This is a genomic window from uncultured Tateyamaria sp. (assembly GCF_947496075.1).
In the GTDB taxonomy this organism is placed as follows: domain Bacteria; phylum Pseudomonadota; class Alphaproteobacteria; order Rhodobacterales; family Rhodobacteraceae; genus Tateyamaria.
On record NZ_CANMBJ010000005.1, the window covers coordinates 287,818 to 309,864 of the forward strand.

General features: G+C 59.0%; 16 protein-coding genes. 11 read left to right on the forward strand and 5 right to left on the reverse strand.

Translation table 11 applies throughout. The features are described from left to right. Window positions 1-50: 50 nt before the first annotated feature. Together Q1A51_RS18450 and Q1A51_RS18455 are read right to left on the reverse strand one after the other, a co-directional pair. On the reverse strand, window positions 51-1,025 hold the full coding sequence (locus Q1A51_RS18450) for a membrane dipeptidase (protein WP_299604623.1): 975 nt from the start codon (window positions 1,023-1,025) through the stop codon (window positions 51-53). Window positions 1,026-1,048: 23 nt separating this feature from the next. Next, window positions 1,049-2,257 (reverse strand): FAD-binding oxidoreductase, encoded by a 1,209-nt coding sequence (locus tag Q1A51_RS18455; protein WP_299204701.1) that lies wholly within the window; start codon window positions 2,255-2,257, stop codon window positions 1,049-1,051. A 203-nt stretch (window positions 2,258-2,460) separates the two neighbouring features. Between Q1A51_RS18455 and Q1A51_RS18460 the strand changes: the two genes are divergently transcribed. The 9 genes from Q1A51_RS18460 to cysG all read left to right on the forward strand — a co-directional run bounded on the left by Q1A51_RS18460 (window position 2,461) and on the right by cysG (window position 15,735). Beyond that, entirely contained in the window at window positions 2,461-3,045 is a 585-nt protein-coding gene (locus Q1A51_RS18460; RefSeq protein ID WP_299604625.1) for an ANTAR domain-containing protein, read from the forward strand. After that, the gene (locus tag Q1A51_RS18465) at window positions 3,042-4,220 is read left to right on the forward strand and encodes a CmpA/NrtA family ABC transporter substrate-binding protein (protein ID WP_299604627.1); all 1,179 of its coding nucleotides are present in this window, start codon (window positions 3,042-3,044) and stop codon (window positions 4,218-4,220) included. Before Q1A51_RS18460 ends, Q1A51_RS18465 begins: the two co-directional genes overlap by 4 nt. Window positions 4,221-4,454: 234 nt before the next feature. After that, entirely contained in the window at window positions 4,455-5,825 is a 1,371-nt protein-coding gene (locus Q1A51_RS18470) for a CmpA/NrtA family ABC transporter substrate-binding protein (protein ID WP_299204693.1), read from the forward strand. A 245-nt stretch (window positions 5,826-6,070) separates the two neighbouring features. After that, window positions 6,071-7,150 carry an ABC transporter permease gene (locus Q1A51_RS18475; RefSeq protein ID WP_299604629.1) on the forward strand — a complete coding sequence of 360 codons (1,080 nt, stop codon included), beginning with the start codon at window positions 6,071-6,073 and terminating at the stop codon, window positions 7,148-7,150. Between the two features lie 5 nt (window positions 7,151-7,155). Then, window positions 7,156-8,832: an ABC transporter ATP-binding protein gene (locus Q1A51_RS18480; protein WP_299604631.1), complete on the forward strand. Its 1,677-nt coding sequence runs from the start codon at window positions 7,156-7,158 to the stop codon at window positions 8,830-8,832. Window positions 8,833-8,965: 133 nt separating this feature from the next. Next, complete coding sequence (gene nirB, locus Q1A51_RS18485; protein WP_299604634.1) at window positions 8,966-11,398, forward strand: nitrite reductase large subunit NirB; 2,433 nt, start codon at window positions 8,966-8,968, stop codon at window positions 11,396-11,398. Next, window positions 11,395-11,730 (forward strand): nitrite reductase small subunit NirD, encoded by a 336-nt coding sequence (gene nirD, locus Q1A51_RS18490; RefSeq protein ID WP_299604636.1) that lies wholly within the window; start codon window positions 11,395-11,397, stop codon window positions 11,728-11,730. Before nirB ends, nirD begins: the two co-directional genes overlap by 4 nt. After that, window positions 11,727-14,327: a nitrate reductase gene (locus Q1A51_RS18495; RefSeq protein ID WP_299604638.1), complete on the forward strand. Its 2,601-nt coding sequence runs from the start codon at window positions 11,727-11,729 to the stop codon at window positions 14,325-14,327. The genes nirD and Q1A51_RS18495 overlap by 4 nt, the downstream gene beginning before the upstream one ends. A gap of 10 nt (window positions 14,328-14,337) precedes the next feature. Next, window positions 14,338-15,735, forward strand: coding sequence for a siroheme synthase CysG (cysG, locus tag Q1A51_RS18500; protein ID WP_299604641.1), 1,398 nt, complete (start codon window positions 14,338-14,340; stop codon window positions 15,733-15,735). A 52-nt stretch (window positions 15,736-15,787) separates the two neighbouring features. Here cysG and Q1A51_RS18505 read toward each other — a convergent pair whose 3' ends face one another. Further along, window positions 15,788-16,357 (reverse strand): DUF2087 domain-containing protein, encoded by a 570-nt coding sequence (locus tag Q1A51_RS18505; protein ID WP_299604644.1) that lies wholly within the window; start codon window positions 16,355-16,357, stop codon window positions 15,788-15,790. A 309-nt stretch (window positions 16,358-16,666) separates the two neighbouring features. Here Q1A51_RS18505 and Q1A51_RS18510 point away from each other — a divergent pair, with 309 nt between their 5' ends. Both Q1A51_RS18510 and Q1A51_RS18515 read left to right on the forward strand, forming a co-directional pair. Next, window positions 16,667-18,538, forward strand: a complete 1,872-nt coding sequence (locus Q1A51_RS18510; protein WP_299604646.1) for a serine hydrolase — start codon at window positions 16,667-16,669, stop codon at window positions 18,536-18,538. Between the two features lie 33 nt (window positions 18,539-18,571). Further along, complete coding sequence (locus Q1A51_RS18515; RefSeq protein WP_299604648.1) at window positions 18,572-19,810, forward strand: helix-turn-helix transcriptional regulator; 1,239 nt, start codon at window positions 18,572-18,574, stop codon at window positions 19,808-19,810. Between the two features lie 95 nt (window positions 19,811-19,905). Here Q1A51_RS18515 and Q1A51_RS18520 read toward each other — a convergent pair whose 3' ends face one another. Continuing rightward, a complete protein-coding gene (locus Q1A51_RS18520; protein ID WP_299604650.1) occupies window positions 19,906-21,462 on the reverse strand; it encodes an alanine/glycine:cation symporter family protein in 1,557 nt (518 codons plus the stop codon). Window positions 21,463-21,474: 12 nt separating this feature from the next. Continuing rightward, window positions 21,475-21,906 (reverse strand): universal stress protein, encoded by a 432-nt coding sequence (locus tag Q1A51_RS18525; RefSeq protein ID WP_299204660.1) that lies wholly within the window; start codon window positions 21,904-21,906, stop codon window positions 21,475-21,477. Window positions 21,907-22,047 lie beyond the last annotated feature (141 nt).

The window sequence follows — 22,047 nt, forward strand, 5'->3', positions numbered from 1 at the left end:
TGCGCCTTTCGCCCAAAGGGATATGGACGCGCCGACACTGTCCGTCCTGTTTACGACGCCGGACCAAAATTCTCGGCGTAAAACCGATACCAGTTGCCGCCCATGATCCCAGCGACCTCGTCTTCCGACATTCCAGTGGCGCGCAGACCATTTTCGATGTTTCCGAAATCGCGATTATCGCGGAACCAATCGGGTTGTGGCGGAAAGCCCGGATCGGCGGCGGATCCTTCTCCATAGTCTACCTCTTTCGACCAGCGGCCCACGCGCATCCATTCCACCACGCTGTCGGGCTGGTCCTGGCACAGGTCAGAGCCAATGCCGATTGTGTCCGTGCCGTAGCGGTCTGCCGTGCGGGCCACCGCCTCACAAAACGATTGCAGCGTGCACTTTGACCCATCCTTGAGGTGGTGCGGGTAGAGCGAAAACCCAAGCATCCCGCCATTCGACGTCACAGCCCGGATCACGTCGTCACGCTTGTTGCGCAGGGCCGGGTGCCAGTCATGCGGGTTGGCGTGGGTGATCGCGATGGGCCGTTCCGAGATATCTGCCGCCTCAATGGTGGAGCGATCCGCCGAATGGCTCATGTCCACCACCAGGCCCACGCGGTTCATTTCCTTGATCACCTGCCGCCCCATCCGAGTGATGCCGGTGTCGTTATCCTCGTAGCACCCTGTCGCGAGCAGGGACTGGTTATTGTAAGTCAGCTGCATGAAGCGCGCGCCGAGCGTATGTACGATTTCAACCAACCCGATATCATCCTCGATGGGACTGGGGTTTTGGAAACCAAAGAAGATTGCGGTCCTGCCATCAGCTTTGGCCCGATCAATATCGCTGACCGAAGACCCCTTGATGATCAAGTCAGGATAAAGCTCGAACCAGCGGTTCCACGCCTCGAAATTCAGCACTGTTTCACGAAAATTCTCGTGGTAGGCGACGGTGACATGCACAGCATCCACACCGCCCTCACGCATCTGACGAAAGATCTTTTCGGACCAGTTGCAGTATTGAAGGTTGTCGATACGCATGGTGCGGCCCTTTTCCCGATCTATCAGATCACTGCTTTTTCTATGATGGGACGGCCCGCGACAATCCTGTCATATCTGAATGGAGAGAGATCAAGACTGCGGAACGCCCCATAAGTCACCCATTCGGCGGTGCCACGCCCCATCGCCGGTGATTGTTGCAGTCCGTGGCCGGAAAAACCGTTCAGAAAGATGAAGTTTTCGACCTCACTGTGTGGACCGACGATCGCGTTATGGTCAAATGTGTTCATAGCATAGTGGCCTGCCCATTCACTGGTCACCTTGATTGCCTCGAACTGCGGGATGCGCGTGGCAAGGATTGGCCAGACATGGCTTTCCCAGATGCTGTGATCCATTGCGAAATCGTCATAATCGACTGCCGGATCAACGTCCGAGTGTCCGCCCGCCTGGTAAGTGCCGCCCCCGTTTTCACGAACATGAACTCCGGATGGATCGATTGTCAGTGGTAAATCGCGCTCAAGCGGTTGTTCGGCCTTGAACACCCACGAATAACGTTTGCGGGGTTCCACCGGCACATCGATCCCCGCCATACGTGCTGTGCGCGCAGCACGCGGGCCTGACGCGTTGACAACTTGGCCGCAAGAAATGACCTCTCCGCAGGCCAGCGTGACACTTTCCACACGTGTACCTGCAGCGTTGCGTGCCATCGCCACAACTTCGTTTTCAATGTATTCAACACCGCGCTCTCGACTTTGCCTCCGCCACCAGTCAAAGACAGCAGCACCATCCCAATACCCTTCATCCACCGTGTTGATGGACCCCAACACGATATCATCGACATTGTAGAACGGATAAGCCGCCTTGATTTGATCCGGTGTCATCAATTGCGTTGCCGCACCAGCCGTGCGCTGTACTTCGATATTTTCACGCAGCGTGTCGGCAAACCCCACGGTATCGGCCAAGTACATGTAGCCAAAGCTGCGGATTCCCAACTCGGGCACCCGGTCGTCACCCCCCATGTACTGGCGAATATTCTTTACGAAATCAGCAGCGAACTGGCTGATATGAACATTCAGTTCGCTGGAAAATTGCTGCCGCATGCAGCTGTTTGTGTGGGTAGTCGAGCATGCGGAATATGTCGAATCCCGTTCAACCACGAGAACACGACCGTCGAAGTCAGCGTTGTCTGTCAGGAACCAAGCCGTTGATGCGCCCATTATAGCGCCTCCGACGATCACCACATCGTATGTGCTGTATTCCGGTGCATTTGCCATCTGGCCTATTTCCGTCTTTTCAGTTTACCGGCGGTGACTGTGCGGCGGAATTGAATAGCGCACCAGACCTTTGTTTGACGGTTGCACATTTTTTGATCGCCTCGCCCAACTATTGGGATGGCGCCTTGATGTGCTGCGACATCGCGCTGCGTCTGAGCGCGCAGTCAATGGATCAAAGCTGTGACTTGACCCACCACAGTTCAGTGACCAAGACCATGAAGATAGCCGTCATTGAATCTGACCCCGACCGCGCCCGCGATATCATCGACGCGCTGATGGAGGGCGGATGGACCGATGTGGTTGTGTTGGGCGATGTCACAGGGCTTGCCCGCAAACTGGCAGCCCTCGACCCGGACCTTGTCTTGATCGATCTGGCCAACCCCAGCAGGGATGCATTGGAGCAGGTCAGCGTTGCATCCGAAGCACAAAGTCGCCCCGTGGCAATGTTTGTCGATCGCTCTGACGATGAGATGACCCAAGCGGCAGTGGCCGCCGGACTGTCGGCTTATGTCGTGGGCGAATTGCAGCCCGAACGTATCAAGCCCGTTTTGCAAACGGCCATTGCCCGGTTCCAGATGATGAGCCAGATGCGCAACGAGCTTGAAGCCGCCAAGCAGGCGCTGGCAGACCGTAAGACCGTTGATCGCGCCAAGGGCATGATCATGCGCGCTCGCGGTGTGAGCGAGGAAGAGGCCTATGCCCTTCTACGTAAGACCGCGATGTCGCAGAACCGCAAGGTGATCGACGTGGCCCAGGCCCTGTTGACGGCATCGGATCTTTTGACATGAGCGTTTCACGCCTCAATCTGGGGTACGTGCCTTTGGTCGACAGTGCGCCGCTGATTGTCGCTCAAGAGCTCAACTTTGCGGCGGATGAAGGCCTGTCGCTCAACCTTCTGCGCCAACCCTCGTGGGCCGCGTTGCGCGACTTGCTGGCTCTCGGTCATCTTGACGCCGCGCATATGCTGGCGCCGATGCCGACCGCTATGTCGCTTGGCCTGAGCGGACCGATCGCGCGGATCGACGCACTGATGGTGTTATCCGTCAACGGCACTGTCATCGGAGTGTCGAACGCAATGGCGGCGGCTATGCGAGACCGCGGATGGCCCGGTGGCTTTGGAACGCCGTATGACACTGTGATCCCGCTTTTGAAGGCGCTTGATGGTCCGTTGCGGGTCGGGGTGCCGTTCCCCTACTCGATGCATCGACTGCTATTCGAGTACTGGATTGCGCACACCGGCGCATTGCAATCAGCAGACATCAGGATCATCACAACACCGCCCCCCTTGATGGCCAACGCCGTGGCCATAGGAGAGATCGACGTATTTTGTGTTGGCGAACCGTGGGGATCGGTCGCCGTAGCGGACAACGTGGGCGAACTGATCATGCCCGGGGCCGCGATATGGGCGCATGCCCCGGAAAAGGTACTGGCCGCCCGACACGAATGGATAGAAGAGAACACGCCTGCCGTGGGCGCGTTGATGCGCGCGGTGGCGCGCGCAGCTGCATGGCTGGACACGCCCAAAAACCGTCCCCTCGCCATCGAAATCCTGGCCCGCAGTGCACATCTGGACCTTCCGCATGCCGCGTTGGATCATGCGTTGATGGGCCGGTTCGCGACGCAGTTTGGTGCGGCGCCAGTGGATGTACCGGGCTTTCTGCGCTTTCATGACCGCGCGGCAAATTTCCCCTGGCGCAGCCAAGCTGCATGGATCGGGGCAGAGATCGCCCGCCTCACCGGTATTGATCGCAAGCACGCCATTGCAGTGGCGCAAGGCACGATGCGGCCAGACTGCTATCGTCAGCACCTTGGTCCAATTGGCGTCGATATGCCCGGCGCATCCGCCAAGATCGAAGGCGCTCTGAACCATCCAATGGCTGTTGCATCGACACGGGGCCAGATGATTCTTGGGCCAGATGCTTTTTTTGATGGCGAAACTTTTGATTTCACCCTGTCTGAGTGACCAATTTTTGAGCAGTTGCTGCATTGCAGCGAATTTCATCAGAATAACGGAGTTTCTTGTTAGACGCTGAACAAGGCGGCCGCTAGGTTCATGCCAACGAAGCAAAGAAGCTTCCCTCTGCTCCCAGCGATGGGGGCTCACTGAAGAGCAAAGCCGCTCGTTCTGCCTGCGTACACCTCCTCCCGTGCGCATTGTGGAACGGGCGGCTTTTTTTATAAAAAAAGGACCGACAGGATGACCCGTCTCTCTACATTTGCAGGTGCCATGGCTGCCCTGCTTGGCACGGCGGCCCACGCCGAGCTGCTGGATCTGGAAAAGGATGAATTGAAGTTCGGCTTCATAAAGCTGACCGACATGGCACCGCTCGCCATCGCCTACGAGAATGGCTACTTCGAGGACGAAGGCCTGTTCGTCACGCTGGAAGCGCAAGCGAACTGGAAAGTGCTGCTGGACGGCGTGATCGACGGGCAACTGGACGGCGCGCACATGCTGGCCGGCCAGCCGCTGGCCGCTACCATCGGCTACGGCACCGAGGCGCATATCATCACGCCCTTTTCCATGGACCTGAATGGCAACGGTATCACAGTTTCCAACGAAATCTGGGAAGAGATGAAGCCCCACGTGCCGCTGATGGACGATGGTCGCCCGCAACATCCGATCAGCGCCGAAGCGCTCGCGCCGGTCGTCGAGGACTATAAAGACCAAGGCCTGCCCTTCAACATGGGCATGGTATTCCCCGTCTCGACCCACAACTATGAAATCCGCTACTGGCTGGCCGCCGGCGGTCTGGAACCCGGCTATTACAGCCCGGACAACATCACCGGCCAGATCGGCGCGGACGTGCTATTAAGCGTGACTCCACCCCCACAGATGCCAGCAACGATGGAAGCAGGCACCATATATGGCTACGCCGTGGGTGAGCCGTGGAACCAGCAGGCCGTGTTCAAAGGCATCGGTGTACCGGTCATCACTGACTATGACATGTGGAAAAACAACCCGGAAAAGGTCTTTGGCATCACCAACGAGTTCGCCGAAGAGTACCCCAACACAACCAAGGCCATCACCAAGGCGCTGATCCGTGCCGCCATCTGGCTGGACGAGAACGACAACGCCAACCGCGAGGAGGCGGTCGAGATCCTGAGCCGCTCGGAATATGTGGGCGCGGATTACGATGTGATCGCCAACTCGATGACCGGTTTCTTTGAATTCGAGAAGGGCGACCGCCGTCCGGCCCCCGACTTCAACGTGTTCTTCCGCTACAACGCGACCTACCCGTTCTACTCGGATGCGATCTGGTACCTGACCCAGATGCGCCGCTGGGGTCAGATTTCCGAAGCGAAGTCCGACCAGTGGTACTTCGACATGGCCGCCAAGGTCTATAAGCCCGAGATTTACCTCGAAGCAGCCCGTCTGCTGGTGGACGAAGGGCTGGCGGATGAGGCCGACTTCCCCTGGGACAGCGACGGCTTCAAGGCGCCGACGCCTGCTGCCGATATCATCGACAGTATCGCCTATGACGGGAAGGCACCGAACGCCTATATCGACAGCCTGCCTATCGGTCTGAAGGGTGACCAGAAGGTCGTCGGCAACGCGGTCGAAGGTTGAAAGCCATGAGGGGGTGGGCAGCATTGCCCACCCGACGCTGCCCCGCAGCAAATTGGCCCCAACGGCGGGGCGTCTGCTCAAAATTCAGGCACGCTGCTGTGCCGCAAGAGCCCCCAACACCCCGGTGTCACCCCACGTGCACCCCCCGTACACCCCCTATGCACCGCCGCAGTGCAGCATAGCCCGCCACACACAAGATATGGGGTTTTGACCGCCCCGCCCGATCCCGCCGAGGAGGCCCTGACATGACCGCCATCGACCCATCCGATCTGGACGCCACAGCGCGCGAAGAGCGCAAACAGCGGACCTTTACCCGCATCAATGCTGCCGACAAATGGTTTCAGGTTCTGGGCCTGGCCTGGCTGACTCCGGTGCTAAAGGCCGCCGCGGGTGACAACCCCAAAGCGCAGGGGCGCGAAATCTGGCGTCTGCTGGGTGTGCCGCTACTGGCGATTGGTTTGTTTCTGGCCGCGTGGGCGTCGCTGGCACCGACAGTGCAAACATCGCTGGGCGCCATCCCCGGACCGGCACAGGTCTGGGAGCAGGTTGGCAAACTGCACCAAGACGCACAGCGCGAGAAGGAAAAGGAAGCCGCGTTTTACGTCCGTCAGGACGAGCGCAACGCCAAGCTAATCGCGGACGGACAAGCCGACCGCGTGAAAGAGCGGGTCTATACCGGCAAGCCGACCTATTACGACCAAATCTGGACGTCGATCCTGACCGTGTTCTTTGGCTTTCTGATCGCATCCGCCGTGGCCATCCCGCTGGGCATCGCCGCTGGTCTGAGCCCGACAGTGAATGCAGCCATCAACCCGCTGATCCAGATCTTCAAACCGGTGTCACCGCTGGCGTGGTTGCCCATTGTGACCATGATCGTGTCGGCCACCTATGCTTCGGACGGCTGGTTCGCCAAATCATTCCTGACCTCGGCCATCACCGTGACCCTCTGTTCGCTGTGGCCCACGCTGATCAACACGGCCCTTGGTGTGGCCAGCATCGACAAGGATCTGGTGAGTGTGTCCAAGGTTCTGAAAATGAACACCTGGACCAAGATCACCAAGCTGGTCCTGCCCTCGGCCCTACCGCTGATCTTTACAGGTCTGCGTTTATCGCTCGGTGTGGGTTGGATGGTTCTGATCGCCGCCGAGATGCTGGCGCAGAACCCCGGTCTGGGCAAGTTCGTGTGGGATGAGTTCCAGAACGGGTCCTCGCAATCGCTGGCCAAGATCATGGTGGCCGTGTTCACAATCGGCATCATCGGCTTCCTGCTGGACCGCCTGATGTACGCCATCCAGTCCATGTTCACCTTCACGAACAACCGGTGAGCGCCATGAGCATGATCGAGTTCAAGAACGTATCGAAGCATTTCGAGGCAGGCACCGAGCGGACGGAGGTTTTGAAAGACATCTCTCTGTCCGTGGAAGAGGGCGAGTTTCTGGTTCTGCTGGGCTTTTCCGGCACCGGCAAGACGACCCTGATCAACTTGATGGCTGGTTTGGATATGCCGTCCTCCGGTGAGGTGACGTTCAAGGGCGCGCCGATCACCGGGCCGGGGCCGGAGCGTGGCGTGATCTTTCAGAGCTATTCGCTGATGCCGTGGCTGACGGTGAACGGGAATGTGGGCCTGGCGGTCGATACCATCTTTCCCAACCTGTCGAAGGCGGAGCGGGCCGAGAAGGTGGATCACTATGTCAAGATGGTGGGTCTTGGTCATGCCACGGGCCGTCGTCCGGCGGAGTTGTCGGGAGGGATGCGTCAGCGGGTGAATGTCGCCCGTGCGTTGGCGATGAACCCCGAAGTGTTGCTGCTGGATGAGCCTTTGTCTGCGCTGGATGCACTGACCCGCGCCAATCTGGCCGACGAGATTGAGCATATCTGGGAGGCCGACAAGAAGACCTGTGTGCTGATCACCAATGACGTGGATGAGGCTATTATCTTGGCCGATCGCATCATTGCGCTGAACCCGGATGGGACGTTGGGTAACGAGTTCTCTGTTTCCATTCCACGCCCGCGCGACCGGATGGAGATGAACCATAACGAGCAGTTCAAGCGGTTGCGTGCGGATGTAACCAAATACCTGATGGATGTGGGGATCGAGGCGAAGGTCGAGGGCACCAAGTCCTTGCCGGATGTGACGCCCATCCATGGTGTGCCATCTGCTGTCGCCGACGCGCAGAAGGGTATGATTGAGAACCGTTTCCTCGACTTCAGCCAGTTGCACAAGGTGTATCCGACGCCCAAGGGGCCGCTGACGGTCGTCGAGGATTTTGATCTGAAGATCAACAAGGGCGAGTTTATCTCGCTGATTGGGCATTCGGGATGCGGGAAATCTACGGTCCTGACGATGGCAGCGGGGCTGAACGAGATCTCCAAGGGAGCCATCAAGCTGGATGGTCGCCATGTTGAGGGGGCGGACCCTGAACGCGCCGTGGTGTTCCAGTCGCCCAACCTTTTCCCATGGCTGACCGCCAAGGAGAACGTGGCGATCGGGGCGGACAAGGTCTACCCGCGCGCCTCGCGCGAGGAACGGCAGGATGTGATCGAGTACTACCTGGAGCGTGTGGGTCTGGCCGATGCGATGGACAAGCAAGCGGCGTCCTTGTCGAACGGGATGAAACAGCGGGTGGGGATCGCGCGGGCCTTTGCATTGTCTCCGAAGCTGCTGCTGCTGGATGAACCGTTCGGGATGCTGGACAGCCTGACACGGTGGGAGTTGCAGGAAGTGCTGATGGAGGTGTGGTCGCGCACGAAGGTGACCGCCATCTGTGTGACGCATGACGTGGACGAGGCCATTTTGCTGGCCGACCGCGTCGTAATGATGACCAACGGGCCTCAGGCGACCATCGGCAAGATCGTGGATGTGGACCTGCCCCGCCCGCGCACGCGCAAGGCACTGCTCGAACATCCCGACTACTACACCTACCGGCAGGACGTTCTGGATTTCCTTGAGGAATACGAGCACGGCGCGAAGCCCAAATCAAAACCCACAGCGATCGCGGCGGAGTAAGTCAAATGCACCTCCATTCATCCCTGTCGCGCCCGGCACCGCCGGGCAGCCCCCGACCCTCCCCCCGGGAGGGGGCTATCACCCCCACCCAGGGCCGGGGCCTTCCCTCTGATGCGCAAAGCGGAGCAGATACATGACCCAAGAAATCATCGTCATAGGTGCTGGCATGGCCTCGGGCCGTGCGCTGGAGCATCTGTTTGACGCAGGCGCCGACGTGAACGTCACGCTGTTCAACGCAGAGCCGCGCGGGAACTATAACCGCATCATGCTGTCCCCCGTTCTGGCGGGCGACAAAACCTACGAAGAGATCGTGACCCACGATGTTGACTGGTACGAGGCTAACGGTGTCACCTGCCGCTTTGGGGAGCGGGTGGCCTCGGTGGACCGTGCGGCCAAGACCGTGACGGCAAAGAACGGAGACGTGCTGCCCTACGACAAGTTGATCTTCGGTACAGGCTCCAACCCTTTCATGATCCCCCTGCCCGGGCATGATCTGAACGGCGTGATTGCTTATCGTGATCTGGAAGATACCGAATTGATGATGTCGATGGGGCCGCAGAACAAAGTGGTTGTCATCGGTGGCGGCCTGTTGGGTCTGGAAGCCGCAGCAGGAATGGCCGCGCGCGGTGTGGACGTGACCGTTGTGCACATCATGGGCCACCTGATGGAGCGTCAACTTGACGAGGCGGCAGGCTACCTGCTGCGCAAAGCGTTGGTGGACAAGGGCATTACGGTGCTGTGTCAGGCAAACTCCAAGGAGATCCTTGGGGAGGATGGCAAGGTACGCGCGCTGCTGCTCGACGATGGGACCAAACTGCCCTGCGATTTGCTCGTGATGGCGGTGGGTATCCGGCCCAACGTGGCTCTGGCGCAGGACGCTGGATTGGCCGTGGGCAAGGGTATTCATGTGGACGACCAGATGGTGACGTCGGATGAAGACATCCTCGCCGTTGGGGAATGTGTCGAACACAACGGCGCGATCTTTGGTCTTGTTGCCCCTTTATACGATCAGGCAAAGGTGGCCGCTCAGACGATCCTTGGGGAAGACGCAGCATTTGTTCAAAAGGAGCTGAGCACGAAGCTGAAGGTCACCGGGTGTGATCTGTTCTCTGCCGGGGATTTTGCCGATGGCGAGGGACGCGAGGACATTGTGTTCCGGGACCCCGGGCGCGGGGTCTATCGAAGGCTTGTGATCGAGGGCAACGTGGTTGTCGGCACCGTCATGTATGGCGACACCGCCGACAGCAATTGGTTCTTTGGCCTGATCCGCGACAAGACCGACATCGCCGAGATGCGCGATACCGTTATCTTCGGGCCAGCTTACCAAGGGGGTGCCCCCGTGGACCCTTTAGCAGCCGTTGCAGCCTTACCGCGTGATGCGGAAATCTGTGGCTGCAACGGCATTTGCAAAGGCACTATCGTAGACGCCATCGAGGGCGGCGCGACCGATCTGACCGCGGTGCGCGCGGTGACGAAGGCGTCGGGGTCCTGCGGGACCTGTACCGGGTTGGTCGAACAGGTTTTGGCGGTGACATTGGGCGACGATTTCGTATTGCCCGGTGCGCAACCGATCTGTGGCTGCACCGACATGACGCATGAAGATGTGCGGCGCATGATCAAATCCCAGGAACTCAAGTCCATGGCTGCCGTCTGGCAGGAATGCGCGTGGAAGACGGTGGATGGCTGCCACGTGTGCCGCCCTGCCCTGAACTACTACCTGATTGCGGATTGGCCGCTGGAATACCTGGACGACCCGCAAAGCCGTTTCATCAACGAACGCAAGCACGCGAACATTCAGAAGGACGGGACATTTTCGGTGGTGCCGCGCATGTGGGGTGGGATCACAACCCCGGATGAGCTGCGCGCGATTGCCGATGCCGCCGACAAATACGACGTGCCGACCGTGAAAGTGACGGGCGGGCAGCGCATCGACCTGTTGGGCGTGAAAGGTGAGGACCTGCCGAGCATCTGGGCCGATCTGAACGACGCCGGGATGGTGTCGGGACATGCCTATTCCAAAGGGCTGCGCACGGTCAAAACTTGCGTGGGCACCGATCACTGCCGCTTCGGGACGCAGGATTCGACCGGCCTTGGCATCAAGTTGGAGAAAGCGTTGTGGGGGTCGTGGACACCGCACAAGCTGAAACTGGGTGTGTCGGGCTGCCCGCGCAACTGTGCGGAAGCGACCTGCAAGGACATCGGGATTGTCTGTGTCGACAGCGGCTTTCAGATCGGCATCGGCGGGGCAGCAGGCATGGATGTGCGCGAGGTCGAACGCCTGATCGACGTCGAGACCGAAGAGGAAACCATCATCGCAATCAAGGCGATGACGCAGCTGTATCGTGAGAATGCCAAATATCTCGACCGTATTTACAAGTGGATGAACAAGGTGGGGCTCGATTGGATACGAGAGCGTATTGCCAACACGGCAGAACGGGAGGCCTTGGCCGCGCGCTTTGATCTGTCCCAAACCGTCTATCAGAAAGACCCCTGGGCCGAGCATGCACAGAAAAAGGCAGCGATTTATCGGCCTGTTGCAAACCTGAGCCTGGAGGCAGCGGAATGACCGACTGGATTGACATTGCATCTCTCGATGACATTCCGCAGCGTGGTGCCCGCGTGGTTAAGACGCGGGCAGGCTGTGTGGCTGTGTTTCGGACGGCAGCGGACGAGGTCTTTGCTCTCGACAACGCATGCCCGCACAAGCAGGGGCCGCTGGCCGAGGGGATCGTGCATGGCAGCGCCGTGACATGCCCGCTGCACAACTGGGTGATCTCGCTTGAGACCGGGTTGGTACAGGGCAATGATGAAGGGCAGGTTGCGACCTATCCGGCGCGGGTCGAGGGTGGGCGTATACTGTTGGACACAACGTTCCTGCAAGCGCGGTCAGCGGCATGAGCACCTGCACCACCTGCCCTTATTGTGGCGTAGGGTGCGGGATCATTGCATCGCCAGATGGCAGCATCAAGGGCGATCCGACGCATCCCGCAAACCTCGGGCGGCTGTGTTCCAAGGGCGCGGCCCTGGGAGAAACGATTGATCTAGAGGGACGTTTGCTGGCCCCGACTGTTGGCGGGATCGAGACGGATTGGGATGAGGCGACCGCCCTGGTTGCGCGGAAGTTCTCGGAGACCATTCGGGATCATGGTCCGGACTCGGTCGCGTTTTATGTGTCGGGTCAATTGCTGACCGAGGACTACTACGTCGCTAACAAGCTGATGAAAGGGTTCATCGGGTCCGGGAATATCGACACGAATTCACGGCTGTGCATGGCGTCATCGGTGGCGGGCCACAAACGTGCCTTTGGTGCGGATACGGTTCCGGGGACCTATGAAGATCTGGAAGAGGCCAACCTGATCGTGCTGGTGGGCTCGAACCTGGCGTGGTGTCATCCGGTCCTGCATCAGCGCATTGCCGCCGCGAAAGAAGCGCGGCCCGAAATGCGGATCGTCAATGTTGATCCTAGGCGCACCGCGACATCTCATTTGGCTGATCTCCATCTGAGCATTGCGCCTGATGGCGATGTGGCCCTGTTCAATGGGCTCTTGGCGCATCTGAACGCGACAGGCCGCGTAAACAGGGCTTATGTGAATGCCCATGTGACCGGGTTCGACATTGCGGTTGAGGCCGCGCGCGCAACCGACCCCGCAGCCAGCGGGCTGTCGGCGGATGATCTGGCTGTGTTCTATTCCATGTGGGCAAGCACCGGGAAAGTTGTGACCGTCTATTCCCAAGGGGTGAACCAATCGGCCTGCGGCACCGACAAGGTCAACGCTATCCTAAACTGCCATCTGGCCACGGGCCGCATTGGCCGTCCGGGCATGGGCCCGTTTTCGGTCACCGGTCAGCCCAATGCCATGGGTGGGCGCGAGGTTGGTGGTCTGGCCAATATGCTGGCCAACCATCTGGACATCGAAAACGCAGATCATCGGGATGCGGTACAGGAGTTCTGGGCCAGTCCCACCATGTGCACTGCACCGGGGTTGAAAGCCGTGGATCTGTTCCAGGCCTGTGCCGATGGGCGCATCAAGGCCCTGTGGGTGATGTCGACCAACCCCGCCGTCAGCCTGCCCGATGCTCAAGGTGTGGCCGACGCAATTGCCAACGTCCCCTTCACTGTTGTGTCTGACATCATGGCCCGCACAGATACGGGCGATCTGGCCGACGTATTGCTGCCCGCCGCCGCATGGGGTGAAAAAAGCGGAACCGTCACCAACTCGGAACGCCGCATTTCGCGTCAGCGCCCGTTCCTGCCCATGCCGGGACAGGCGCGACCCGATTGGCAAATCATCAGCGAGGTGGCACGGGCAATGGGGTGGGAGAAAGCGTTTGATTATACCTCCCCTGCAGCGGTGTTTCGGGAACATGCGCAGTTGTCGGCCGCGATGCGACCCTTTGGACGCGACTTTGACATCAGCGGCCTCGCCAGCCTGACCGACACCGAATACAACGCGCTTGAACCCGTTCAGTGGCCCGTGCCGGAGACTGGGAAGGGGCAACGCCGTTTCTTTGCCGATGGTGGTTTCTTCCACGCGGACGGCAAAGCGCGCATGCTGCCCCTGACCGCTCCGAACGCACTTGAGGACGGCACGTTCCACCTGAACACGGGGCGCAATCGCGATCAGTGGCACACGATGACACGCACGGGCAAATCGCCCCGGCTAGGCGCACATCTGGCGGAACCCTATGTGGAGATTCACCCGGAAGATGCAACAAAGGTGGGTCTGGGCACTGCCGAGCTGTGCGTTCTGAGCGATGGGCGCAACACGACCGTCCTACGCACCCTGCCCACAGACCGCGTTGCACGTGGTACTCTCTTTGCTCCGATGCACTGGACGCGGCAAGTGTCGGCCAGCGGGCCGGTGAACGCCGTTGTTCAGGCCGGCACCGATCCAGTATCCGGCCAACCCGCCCTGAAGTTCGGCCGCGTGAGCGCGCAGCGTTTTGCCGCCCGCTGGTACGGGTTTGCCACCTCCGCGACCGAGATGCAGCTGTACGGTGACTACTGTGCAGTCGCCCGGACTGAGACGGGATGGCAGGCCGAGCTGGCAGGCCTGACAGATCTCGAAGACCTGCAAACCATGCTGTCGCAGCTTGTCGGACCACTTGCCGGGTCCATCAGTGTGGTGAGTGACGGTGCCACCGGGATGCAGCGTGTAGCGCATCACGCGGATGGGCGCTTGACCGCCCTGCTGTTCCTTGCGCCTGAACCCGTACAACTGTCGCGCGCCCACGCCGTCGCAGCCATCGGGCAAGCAAGCCCCGCTGGGGCTGCCTTGGCCGGGCGTGCAGCGGGCGGTCAAGCGGATTCCGGCCCCACGGTCTGCGCCTGCATGAGCGTCGGTCTGAATGATCTGAAACGCGCCATCGCCGATGGTGCGGCAAGTGTTGACGCGCTGGGCCAATGCACCGGTGCAGGTACGAATTGCGGCGCTTGCAAGCCCGAGCTTGCGGCCTTGCTGCCTGCCCACCCCACCGCCGTTGCGGCGGAATAGGAGGATTGCGATGAAAACCTTCCCCATGTTTCTGACCATGACAGGCCGACGGGTGGTCATCCTTGGTGGCGGCGAACAGGCGACTCAGAAATGCCGCCTGATGCTCAAGACCGAGGCAAAGATCGAGGTGTTCGCGCCTGAATTGGATGTCGAATTGCAATCGCTGGCCGATGGTGGCCGGATCACCCATCGGATGGACCGGATCACTGCGGATGCGCTGCGCGGCGCACCACTTGTGTTTGTCGGTACAGGCTGCCCAGGCATCGACGCGGCACTGCACGCCATTGCGACAGACGCAGGCGGGCTGGTGAATGTGGTGGATCAACCCGATCTGTGCGATGCGATCACACCCGCCATCGTGGATCGGGATCCGGTTGTGGTCGCCATAGGCACAGAGGGTACGGCACCGGTGATGGCGCGACAGATCAAGACTGCGCTTGAACGCATGCTAGATCCGCGTTTGGGTGATCTGGCTGCATTGGCCGGACGTTTGCGCGACTTTGCGGCCCAGCGTCTTGCACCCCGTCAACGGCGCGATTTGTGGCGCTGGGTGTTCAACGGCCCATTGCGCGCCCAGCATGCGCGTGAGGGCGATGCGCCCGTTGCCCGCGCGATCAAGGACGTCATTCGCACCGGCAAAGTGCCCGCCGCTGCCCCTTCCTCGGTCGCGCTGGTTGGCGCAGGACCAGGCGCAAGTGATCTGATCACCCTGCGCGGCGTGCAGCGGTTGCAAGAGGCGGACATCATCTTTTACGACCGCCTGGTCGATCCGGGTGTGCTGGAATTGGCCCGCCGCGATGCCGAACGTGTGTTCGTGGGCAAGGAACCCGGTTACCACGCCTGGCCACAGGACAAGATCAACACGGTCATCGTCGCCGCCGCCAAGCGCGGTCAGCGCGTTGTGCGTCTGAAATGCGGTGATCCGGGTGTGTTTGCCCGCGGCGCAGAAGAGGCAGACGCGTTGCGCGCGGCGGGACTTGAATACGAAGTCGTACCGGGCGTGACTGCCGCCAGCGGGGCGGCTGCCGCCGTCGGGGGCTTCCTGACCGAGCGTGGCAAGAGCGACACGCTGGTTCTGACCACAGGCCGCTGTGCGGATGGCAACGGTACACCGGACTGGGTCACGCATCTGACCCAGCGCAGCAATGTCGCCGTCTACATGGGGGTGGCGGCAGCGCCCAAGATCGCCGAATGTCTTCGGCGCGCTGACTTGCTGGATCAGGTAGAGGTGACAGCCGTCGGCAACGCCCAGCGCGCGGATCAAAAAGTCTTGCGCTGTGTCGGTCGGGATATGGTGTCCAAACTGGCAATCGCAGGCATTGAAAGCCCAGCAATACTGTTCCTGTCACGGCCAGACGCGGCAGAGACAGAGGTACAAGCGCCAGCGCCCCGACTTGTGGCAGTGTGATCGCGCCTTGGTCTGGCGTCATCGCCGGTTCCAAAGCGCCGGTTCATCTGCCTTAGGCACGCTGAGGTTCTGTTGCCAACTCGACACGTGCCTTTCGGCGGGAACTTAGGGCACGGATCAGCGCTTTGGCTTCGACGGGCGGTTCCTGCTCAATTCTGCAATAGTTTGTCCCGTCCTTGTCTCGGGTTAACAAACCGCATGAGATCATTGTCCGTCGCAATGTCGCCGGGTCCCTAAAAAGATGTTCGTCTGCCAGATGCGTGCTCACCTCGCGCTCGTCCAATGCCTGATTGGTGGGCAGCATTGCCCACATCGCCCAAAGCGCGAGGGTTTGCGTGGCGCGTTTGGATGGCCATTGAAGGAGCCGTCCGAGCGCATCGAATTGATGCAGCGCACGTTCAACCGCACGCGCGTCTACTGTGGCGGGTTCGGTCTGATTATCCAACCGCTTTGCCGCCGCGGACACCGCGCGCAAGTGCTGAACATTCTGAAACCCGGCAGATCGGGCCACCATGTTCATCAGGGTCAAATGTTTGGGACTTGTGTCCCCCAGTTGTCGGGACAGCGCGCGTGTGAAGGCGGTCATATCGTCCACGCGCAATGGGACAGGTGTTTTGGTCATAATGCATCCAAGTCGGGCGTATTGCTCACTCGTCGGTCGCTGGCTTGACGAAAGACGCCCTACTTCATGCGATTTCGTTTTGGTTCGTTGGCAGGTTTAGCACTCTGGTAAGAGCAGCGACGCCTCGGTGTCTGCCGACCGTGCCTGACGGGTATCAAACGCGGGGTCTTTTGCCAAGCTGTGGATGCCCGGATCACTTGTTTTGTCCGGCCCGACCGATCCGGACGCATCTCTTGTCCCAATCACTCAAATGGCATGTAGCGGGCCGATGCGTCCGTCCAATTTCCGACTTCGACAAGGATTGACACCATGTCCCTATTTGACCCTGACGCCCTGAACTCCGGCCCTGCAGAAGCCTTGGAGGAATTTGCAAACAGCAACGAAGCGCCTGCGGTGCTACTTGAAATCGTGCGCGACGGCTTGTCCGTTCGTAATGCGGCCGGAACGACTGAGCGTTTTGGTGACCAGGCCGCCAGCACTGACAATACATTTGAGGTCGGGTCACAGACCAAAATGATGACATCAGTGATCGTGCAACAGCTGGTCGGTGAAGGTGCTATTGATTTCAACGCACCCCTGGCAGAACAGATGGACATCACCGGCCTCGAAGACATTCCCAACATTGGTGAAGTCACGGTGCGCGAATTGCTGGCAAACAGGTCCGGTATCCCTGATTTCGACACGATCCCAGGTCAGGGAGATTTGCCGGCATTCATCGAACAACTTTTGGCCAATCCAACGCAGCCATTGGGGCCTGACGGTTTGTTGGCGCTTGTCTCAGATCAGCCTGCTGACTTTGCGCCGGGCGAAGCCTACGGGTATTCAAATACGAACTACCTGCTTCTGCAAAAGCTGATCGAACAAAAGACTGGTGATAGTTTTGCAGAAGTGGTGTCCGACCGTATTTTCTCGGTTGCTGGCATGGATGACAGCTCAATGAGATCCGAAGGCCAGACAGACGGTATGCTGCGGTCCTATGCGGAGCTTTTCCCCGACAATGTCCTGGACGTCACAGATGTACCCATTGATTTTGGTGCAGCTGGCGGTGCTGTATCGACGACTTCAGACATGATCCGCTTCATGGATGCGTTACTGGTCTCTCGCACGCTGCTGCCACCCGAGCAACTCGAGGAGATGCTGGACTTCCGTGCAGAGGATGGCACCCCAAGTCTGGATGGAGAAAGCCTTGGTCTGTCATCGGGCATCGCGTATGGTCAACAGTTCATTGGGTTCGCGGGCGGTACCCTGGGGACAAACACAGCGACTTTCCTGCATGTCGAATCCGGTACAATCTTCTCGCTAGCGGCGACGCTTTCCGAAGTCGAACCAACCTATCTTTTGCTTCAGGCGTTTTCCGCAATTTACAATGACGATAGCTGGGCCAACTTCGACCCATCGGACGAAAGCTTTACCATCGCCGGTACAGCGGCCGAGATTTCGCTGACAGAGGATGAAGATGCACCAGGCGGACCAGAAACTGTGTTGGAACTAGGTAACGCCAGCCTGACCTTTGAAGGCAGACTGGGTGATCTGGATACGGGTCGCTTCACCTTTTCGGACGGCTCGACCCTGTCGATCGGCACCGATGGTCGAGACTTCACTGACGTTCTTCGCCAAACACCAGATGCAGCGCACAGCGACAACCAACTGATTGGCGGCGCCGGCAATGATCATCTGCGTGGTGGCTATGGCGACGACAAAATTGACGGGGGTCACGGCCGCGATTTCATCCAAGGGCGCGATGGTGATGACAACATTTCCGGCGGCGATGGCAACGATTTTCTGCTCGGCGATCATGGCGATGACAAAATCGACGGGGGTGACGGACGCGATCATGTCCGTGGCGGTCACGGCGACGATACGCTGTCCGGCGGAGATGGTAATGACATGATCCGTGGTGGCGAGGGTGACGACATTCTGAACGGTGGTGCCGGACGTGATTTGATGTGGGGCGGCGAAGGAGCAGACACCTTTGTCTTTCAGGCCAATGCCGGACATGATCGCATCTTTGGCTTCAACGCCGATGAGGACCTTTTGGATTTCTCACAAACCGGACTCAGCTTCGAAGATCTGCAAATCGACAGCTATGGATCACACACGCGCGTCAGCTATGGCGACAACGAGGTTGCCATCTTCTCAACCTCTTGCGAGCCCTTGACGGAAGACAGTTTTATCTTCTGAACACACCAAGGAAAAAGCGGGGGCACGCAAGTCATGTGTGCCCCCCTCTTCGTGGATGGCGAACACCTCATGGACCCCACTCAGTTGAATTTTGACATTGAAAGTATGCGGCTCGCTGCGGGGATTGGTTTACTCGTCCTGTCAGCGTTTTGCGGACACCTCCTCTTGCTGCAAGATGGTCATCGGCACGTGCGCGTGCCACTTGCCCTGTTCTTTTGGGCCAATGCGATTGAGTTGCTGGCGCTGCCAGTCAGTATTCTCAGCCTTGGGAGCACCCTGCCCCTTCTCAACCTCGCACTTGAATTGGCGGAAGTGCCGTTGACGATGGCAAAGCCCTTTTTGCTCTGGCTTTATGTGCATCGGCTGACCTGTGATCCGACCCAACACTCTGAACAACCGCGCTGGCGATGGCATGCCATGCCTATCGTGTTCGCCTGCATCGTCTATCTGTATGTTCTGGTCCTGCCCGCCGAACTAAAGGCCAGCCTGTATCCAGACGCGCCCGACCACCTTGTCTGGCAAACCATTGCCTTTGCTGGACTGTATGCTGCGACGGCCTTGTTCTATGTGCTGGTACCGATCTACGCGATATTGATCATGCTGCGGTTGCGGCAATACCGAACCCGCCTGAAGGATTTGTTTGCCAGCACGGAAGGCAGGGAGATGGCCTGGGCCCGGTGGTTGGCGGCTGCAGTCATCGTCTTCTGGTGCTTTAACCTGATCCCGATTGTCGCCTCTTTGGCTGAGTTCTCATTTCCCGGGGCGGCGGTGTTTGACTCACTTGTTGCCATGATCATCGTGCAGTACGCGCTCATATGGAGCATTGCGCTTTGGGGCACGCGGCAGCGGCCGGGCATCACGCCGTCACCCAAACCGGATACGCCTGTGCCCGAGGAAACAGAGCCGCAACGAAAATACGGCAAAAGCGGGCTGAGCGAGATGCGTCTGGACAGGATCGCAAACAAGATCGACACGTTGATGTCCGAACAGAAACTCTATCTCGAGCCTGATCTATCGCTGTGGGATCTGGCCGGGCGGATTGGCGTCACAACTCACTATGCCTCGCAAGCCCTGAACGAAAAAATCGGGATACGCTTCTTTGACTACATCAACGGTTGGCGAATTCGGGATGCGGCAGAGCGGCTGCGTACCACCAATGCGACCATTCTGGCCATCGCCTACGACGTCGGGTTCAACTCGCGATCCTCTTTCTATACGGCGTTCAAACGCGAGCTTGGGATGACCCCGTCGCAGTATCGCGCGAATGGATAAGGACAGCCGATGTCCGACAGTCTGACCATTCTGTTTATCTCAAAAAAAGGAGGCCGCTCTGAACCGAGCGGCCTCGCAAACACATCTCCGATGGTTTAGTGCGCGAACTTCTTGATCTCGCCTGACTTCAGACGATCACTGTAAGAGTTCAGTTCTGCCCGCACCACTTTCATCAGGAAGTAGAGGCAGAAGATGTTTACCACAGCCATCGCAAAGATCGCCGCATCCGAGAAGTCGATGACTGGCCCAAGGCTTGCCGCCGCTCCGATGACGATGAAGATGCAGAAGATGATCTTGAACACAAGTTCCGTCGTTTTGCCTTCGCCAAACAGATAGGTCCATGCCTTCAGCCCGTAGTAGGACCACGATATCATCGTCGAGAAGGCAAACAGGATCACTGCAATCGCAAGGACAAACGGGAACCAGCCGATCGCGGACCCGAACGCCGCCGACGTCAACGCCACACCGGAATTGCCGTCTACTGTCGCAATTGCACTGCCCGCTTCATTCAGCATGTAGTTGCCTGTTGCCTGATCAACGATCAGTTGTTGCGAGATGATGATAACCAGGGCCGTCATCGTGCAGATCACAACCGTATCGATCAATGGCTCAAGCAAGGACACGAACCCCTCGGTAATCGGCTCTTTGGTTTTCACCGCCGAGTGCGCAATCGCTGCAGAGCCCACGCCCGCCTCGTTCGAGAAGGCCGCGCGTTTGAAGCCTTGGATCAGCGCACCGACAAGTCCGCCTGCCACGCCAAGCCCGGTGAACGCGCCGACAAATATCTGGCTGATGGCCCAGCCGATCATGTCATAGTTGACGATCAGAACGATCAGCGCCGCGCCGACATACATGATGCCCATGAACGGCACGACCTTCTCGGTCACTTTCGCGATGGACTTGATCCCACCTACGATCACCGCAAAGACAACGGCTGCAAAGATGACGCCTGTGATCCAGCCCGGATAATCGCCGGTGATCACAGTGATCTGCACATGTGCTTGGTTGGCCTGGAACATGTTCCCGCCGCCAAGGGCCCCAAGGATACAGAACACCGAAAACAGCACGGCGAGGATCTTGCCACCCGGCAGGCCCAGTTCATCAAATCCTTTGGATATGTAGTACATCGGACCGCCGGACACGGTGCCATCCGGGTATTCATTGCGGTACTTCACACCCAAGGTGCATTCGGTGAACTTGGACGCCATGCCCAAGAGACCTGCAAGGATCATCCAGAATGTCGCCCCTGGCCCACCGATCCCAACGGCAACGGCAACGCCTGCGATATTCCCAAGACCAACTGTCCCTGAAAGTGCAGTTGCAAGCGCCTGAAAGTGGCTGACTTCGCCTGCGTCATCCGGGTCGGAATAGTCGCCTTTAACCAAGCCGATAGCGTGTCCGAAAAACCGAAACTGCACTGCGGCAAAGTAGATCGTGAACACGGTTGCACCAATGACGAGCCACATCACGATCCATGGAAAGGACGTGCCGGGGATCGGGGCAAAGATGAAATTCACGAAGGGGCCGGTGAAATTGGCGAAGGCTTCGTTCACACGCGCATCCAGCGACGGTGCCGCATCCTGCGCCTGCGCAGGTATGGTGAAAGCAACAAGCGCCGACAGCGCGAGGAGTATCCAATAAATCTTTTTCATTTTCTGCAATCCTTATGCGACGACAGTGACAGGAACGCGGGCGTTCATGACAAGATTTGCGGTCGAGCTGCCGAAGATGCGCGATGTCAATCCACCGGCACTGCTGCGGGCGACGATGATCTGGCTCGCACCCTCTTTGTGAGCAATGTCGTCTATGGTGTCAGCCACATCCCCGTGCCGTACAATTGCCCGTGCCGACAATCCGGCCTCAGTCAACGACGCCACCGCCGGATTAACGACCCTTTCTGTTGCAACGGCAATCTCTTCCTCGCGCCGTTTGTGCCGTTCTGCGTTTTCCTCTGCGGTCTGGAAAGAAAACGGCGACCATTCGATCACGTAGACAATGATCAACTCGCAAGCAGTCGTTTTGGCTGCCAAATCCTTGGCAAAGTCGAGGGCTTTGTCCCCCGAGCTTTGCCCGTCTAGGCCGATAACTAACTTCATGAGGCTGTCCCTATTTTGTAAGTTCTTATGATCTATTCACGAGAGTGGCGTGGCACCTCCGTATGCCTGCATTATTCTGCTGCTCTGACGGTAGGCTATGGGATAGATGCCAACCGGTCCACCACATTGACGGGAATCTTG

Excerpts from the sequence above, each read along its gene's own strand:
- Q1A51_RS18450 (WP_299604623.1), bottom strand. The coding sequence starts at position 1,025 with ATGCGTATCGACAACCTTCAATACTGCAACTGGTCCGAAAAGATCTTT.
- Q1A51_RS18495 (WP_299604638.1), top strand. The coding sequence starts at position 11,727 with ATGAGCACCTGCACCACCTGCCCTTATTGTGGCGTAGGGTGCGGGATC.
- nirD (WP_299604636.1), top strand. The coding sequence starts at position 11,395 with ATGACCGACTGGATTGACATTGCATCTCTCGATGACATTCCGCAGCGT.
- Q1A51_RS18520 (WP_299604650.1), bottom strand. The coding sequence starts at position 21,462 with ATGAAAAAGATTTATTGGATACTCCTCGCGCTGTCGGCGCTTGTTGCT.
- Q1A51_RS18480 (WP_299604631.1), top strand. The coding sequence starts at position 7,156 with ATGAGCATGATCGAGTTCAAGAACGTATCGAAGCATTTCGAGGCAGGC.
- Q1A51_RS18470 (WP_299204693.1), top strand. The coding sequence starts at position 4,455 with ATGACCCGTCTCTCTACATTTGCAGGTGCCATGGCTGCCCTGCTTGGC.
- Q1A51_RS18505 (WP_299604644.1), bottom strand. The coding sequence starts at position 16,357 with ATGACCAAAACACCTGTCCCATTGCGCGTGGACGATATGACCGCCTTC.
- Q1A51_RS18455 (WP_299204701.1), bottom strand. The coding sequence starts at position 2,257 with ATGGCAAATGCACCGGAATACAGCACATACGATGTGGTGATCGTCGGA.
- Q1A51_RS18465 (WP_299604627.1), top strand. The coding sequence starts at position 3,042 with ATGAGCGTTTCACGCCTCAATCTGGGGTACGTGCCTTTGGTCGACAGT.
- cysG (WP_299604641.1), top strand. The coding sequence starts at position 14,338 with ATGAAAACCTTCCCCATGTTTCTGACCATGACAGGCCGACGGGTGGTC.
- nirB (WP_299604634.1), top strand. The coding sequence starts at position 8,966 with ATGACCCAAGAAATCATCGTCATAGGTGCTGGCATGGCCTCGGGCCGT.
- Q1A51_RS18510 (WP_299604646.1), top strand. The coding sequence starts at position 16,667 with ATGTCCCTATTTGACCCTGACGCCCTGAACTCCGGCCCTGCAGAAGCC.
- Q1A51_RS18515 (WP_299604648.1), top strand. The coding sequence starts at position 18,572 with ATGTGTGCCCCCCTCTTCGTGGATGGCGAACACCTCATGGACCCCACT.
- Q1A51_RS18475 (WP_299604629.1), top strand. The coding sequence starts at position 6,071 with ATGACCGCCATCGACCCATCCGATCTGGACGCCACAGCGCGCGAAGAG.
- Q1A51_RS18525 (WP_299204660.1), bottom strand. The coding sequence starts at position 21,906 with ATGAAGTTAGTTATCGGCCTAGACGGGCAAAGCTCGGGGGACAAAGCC.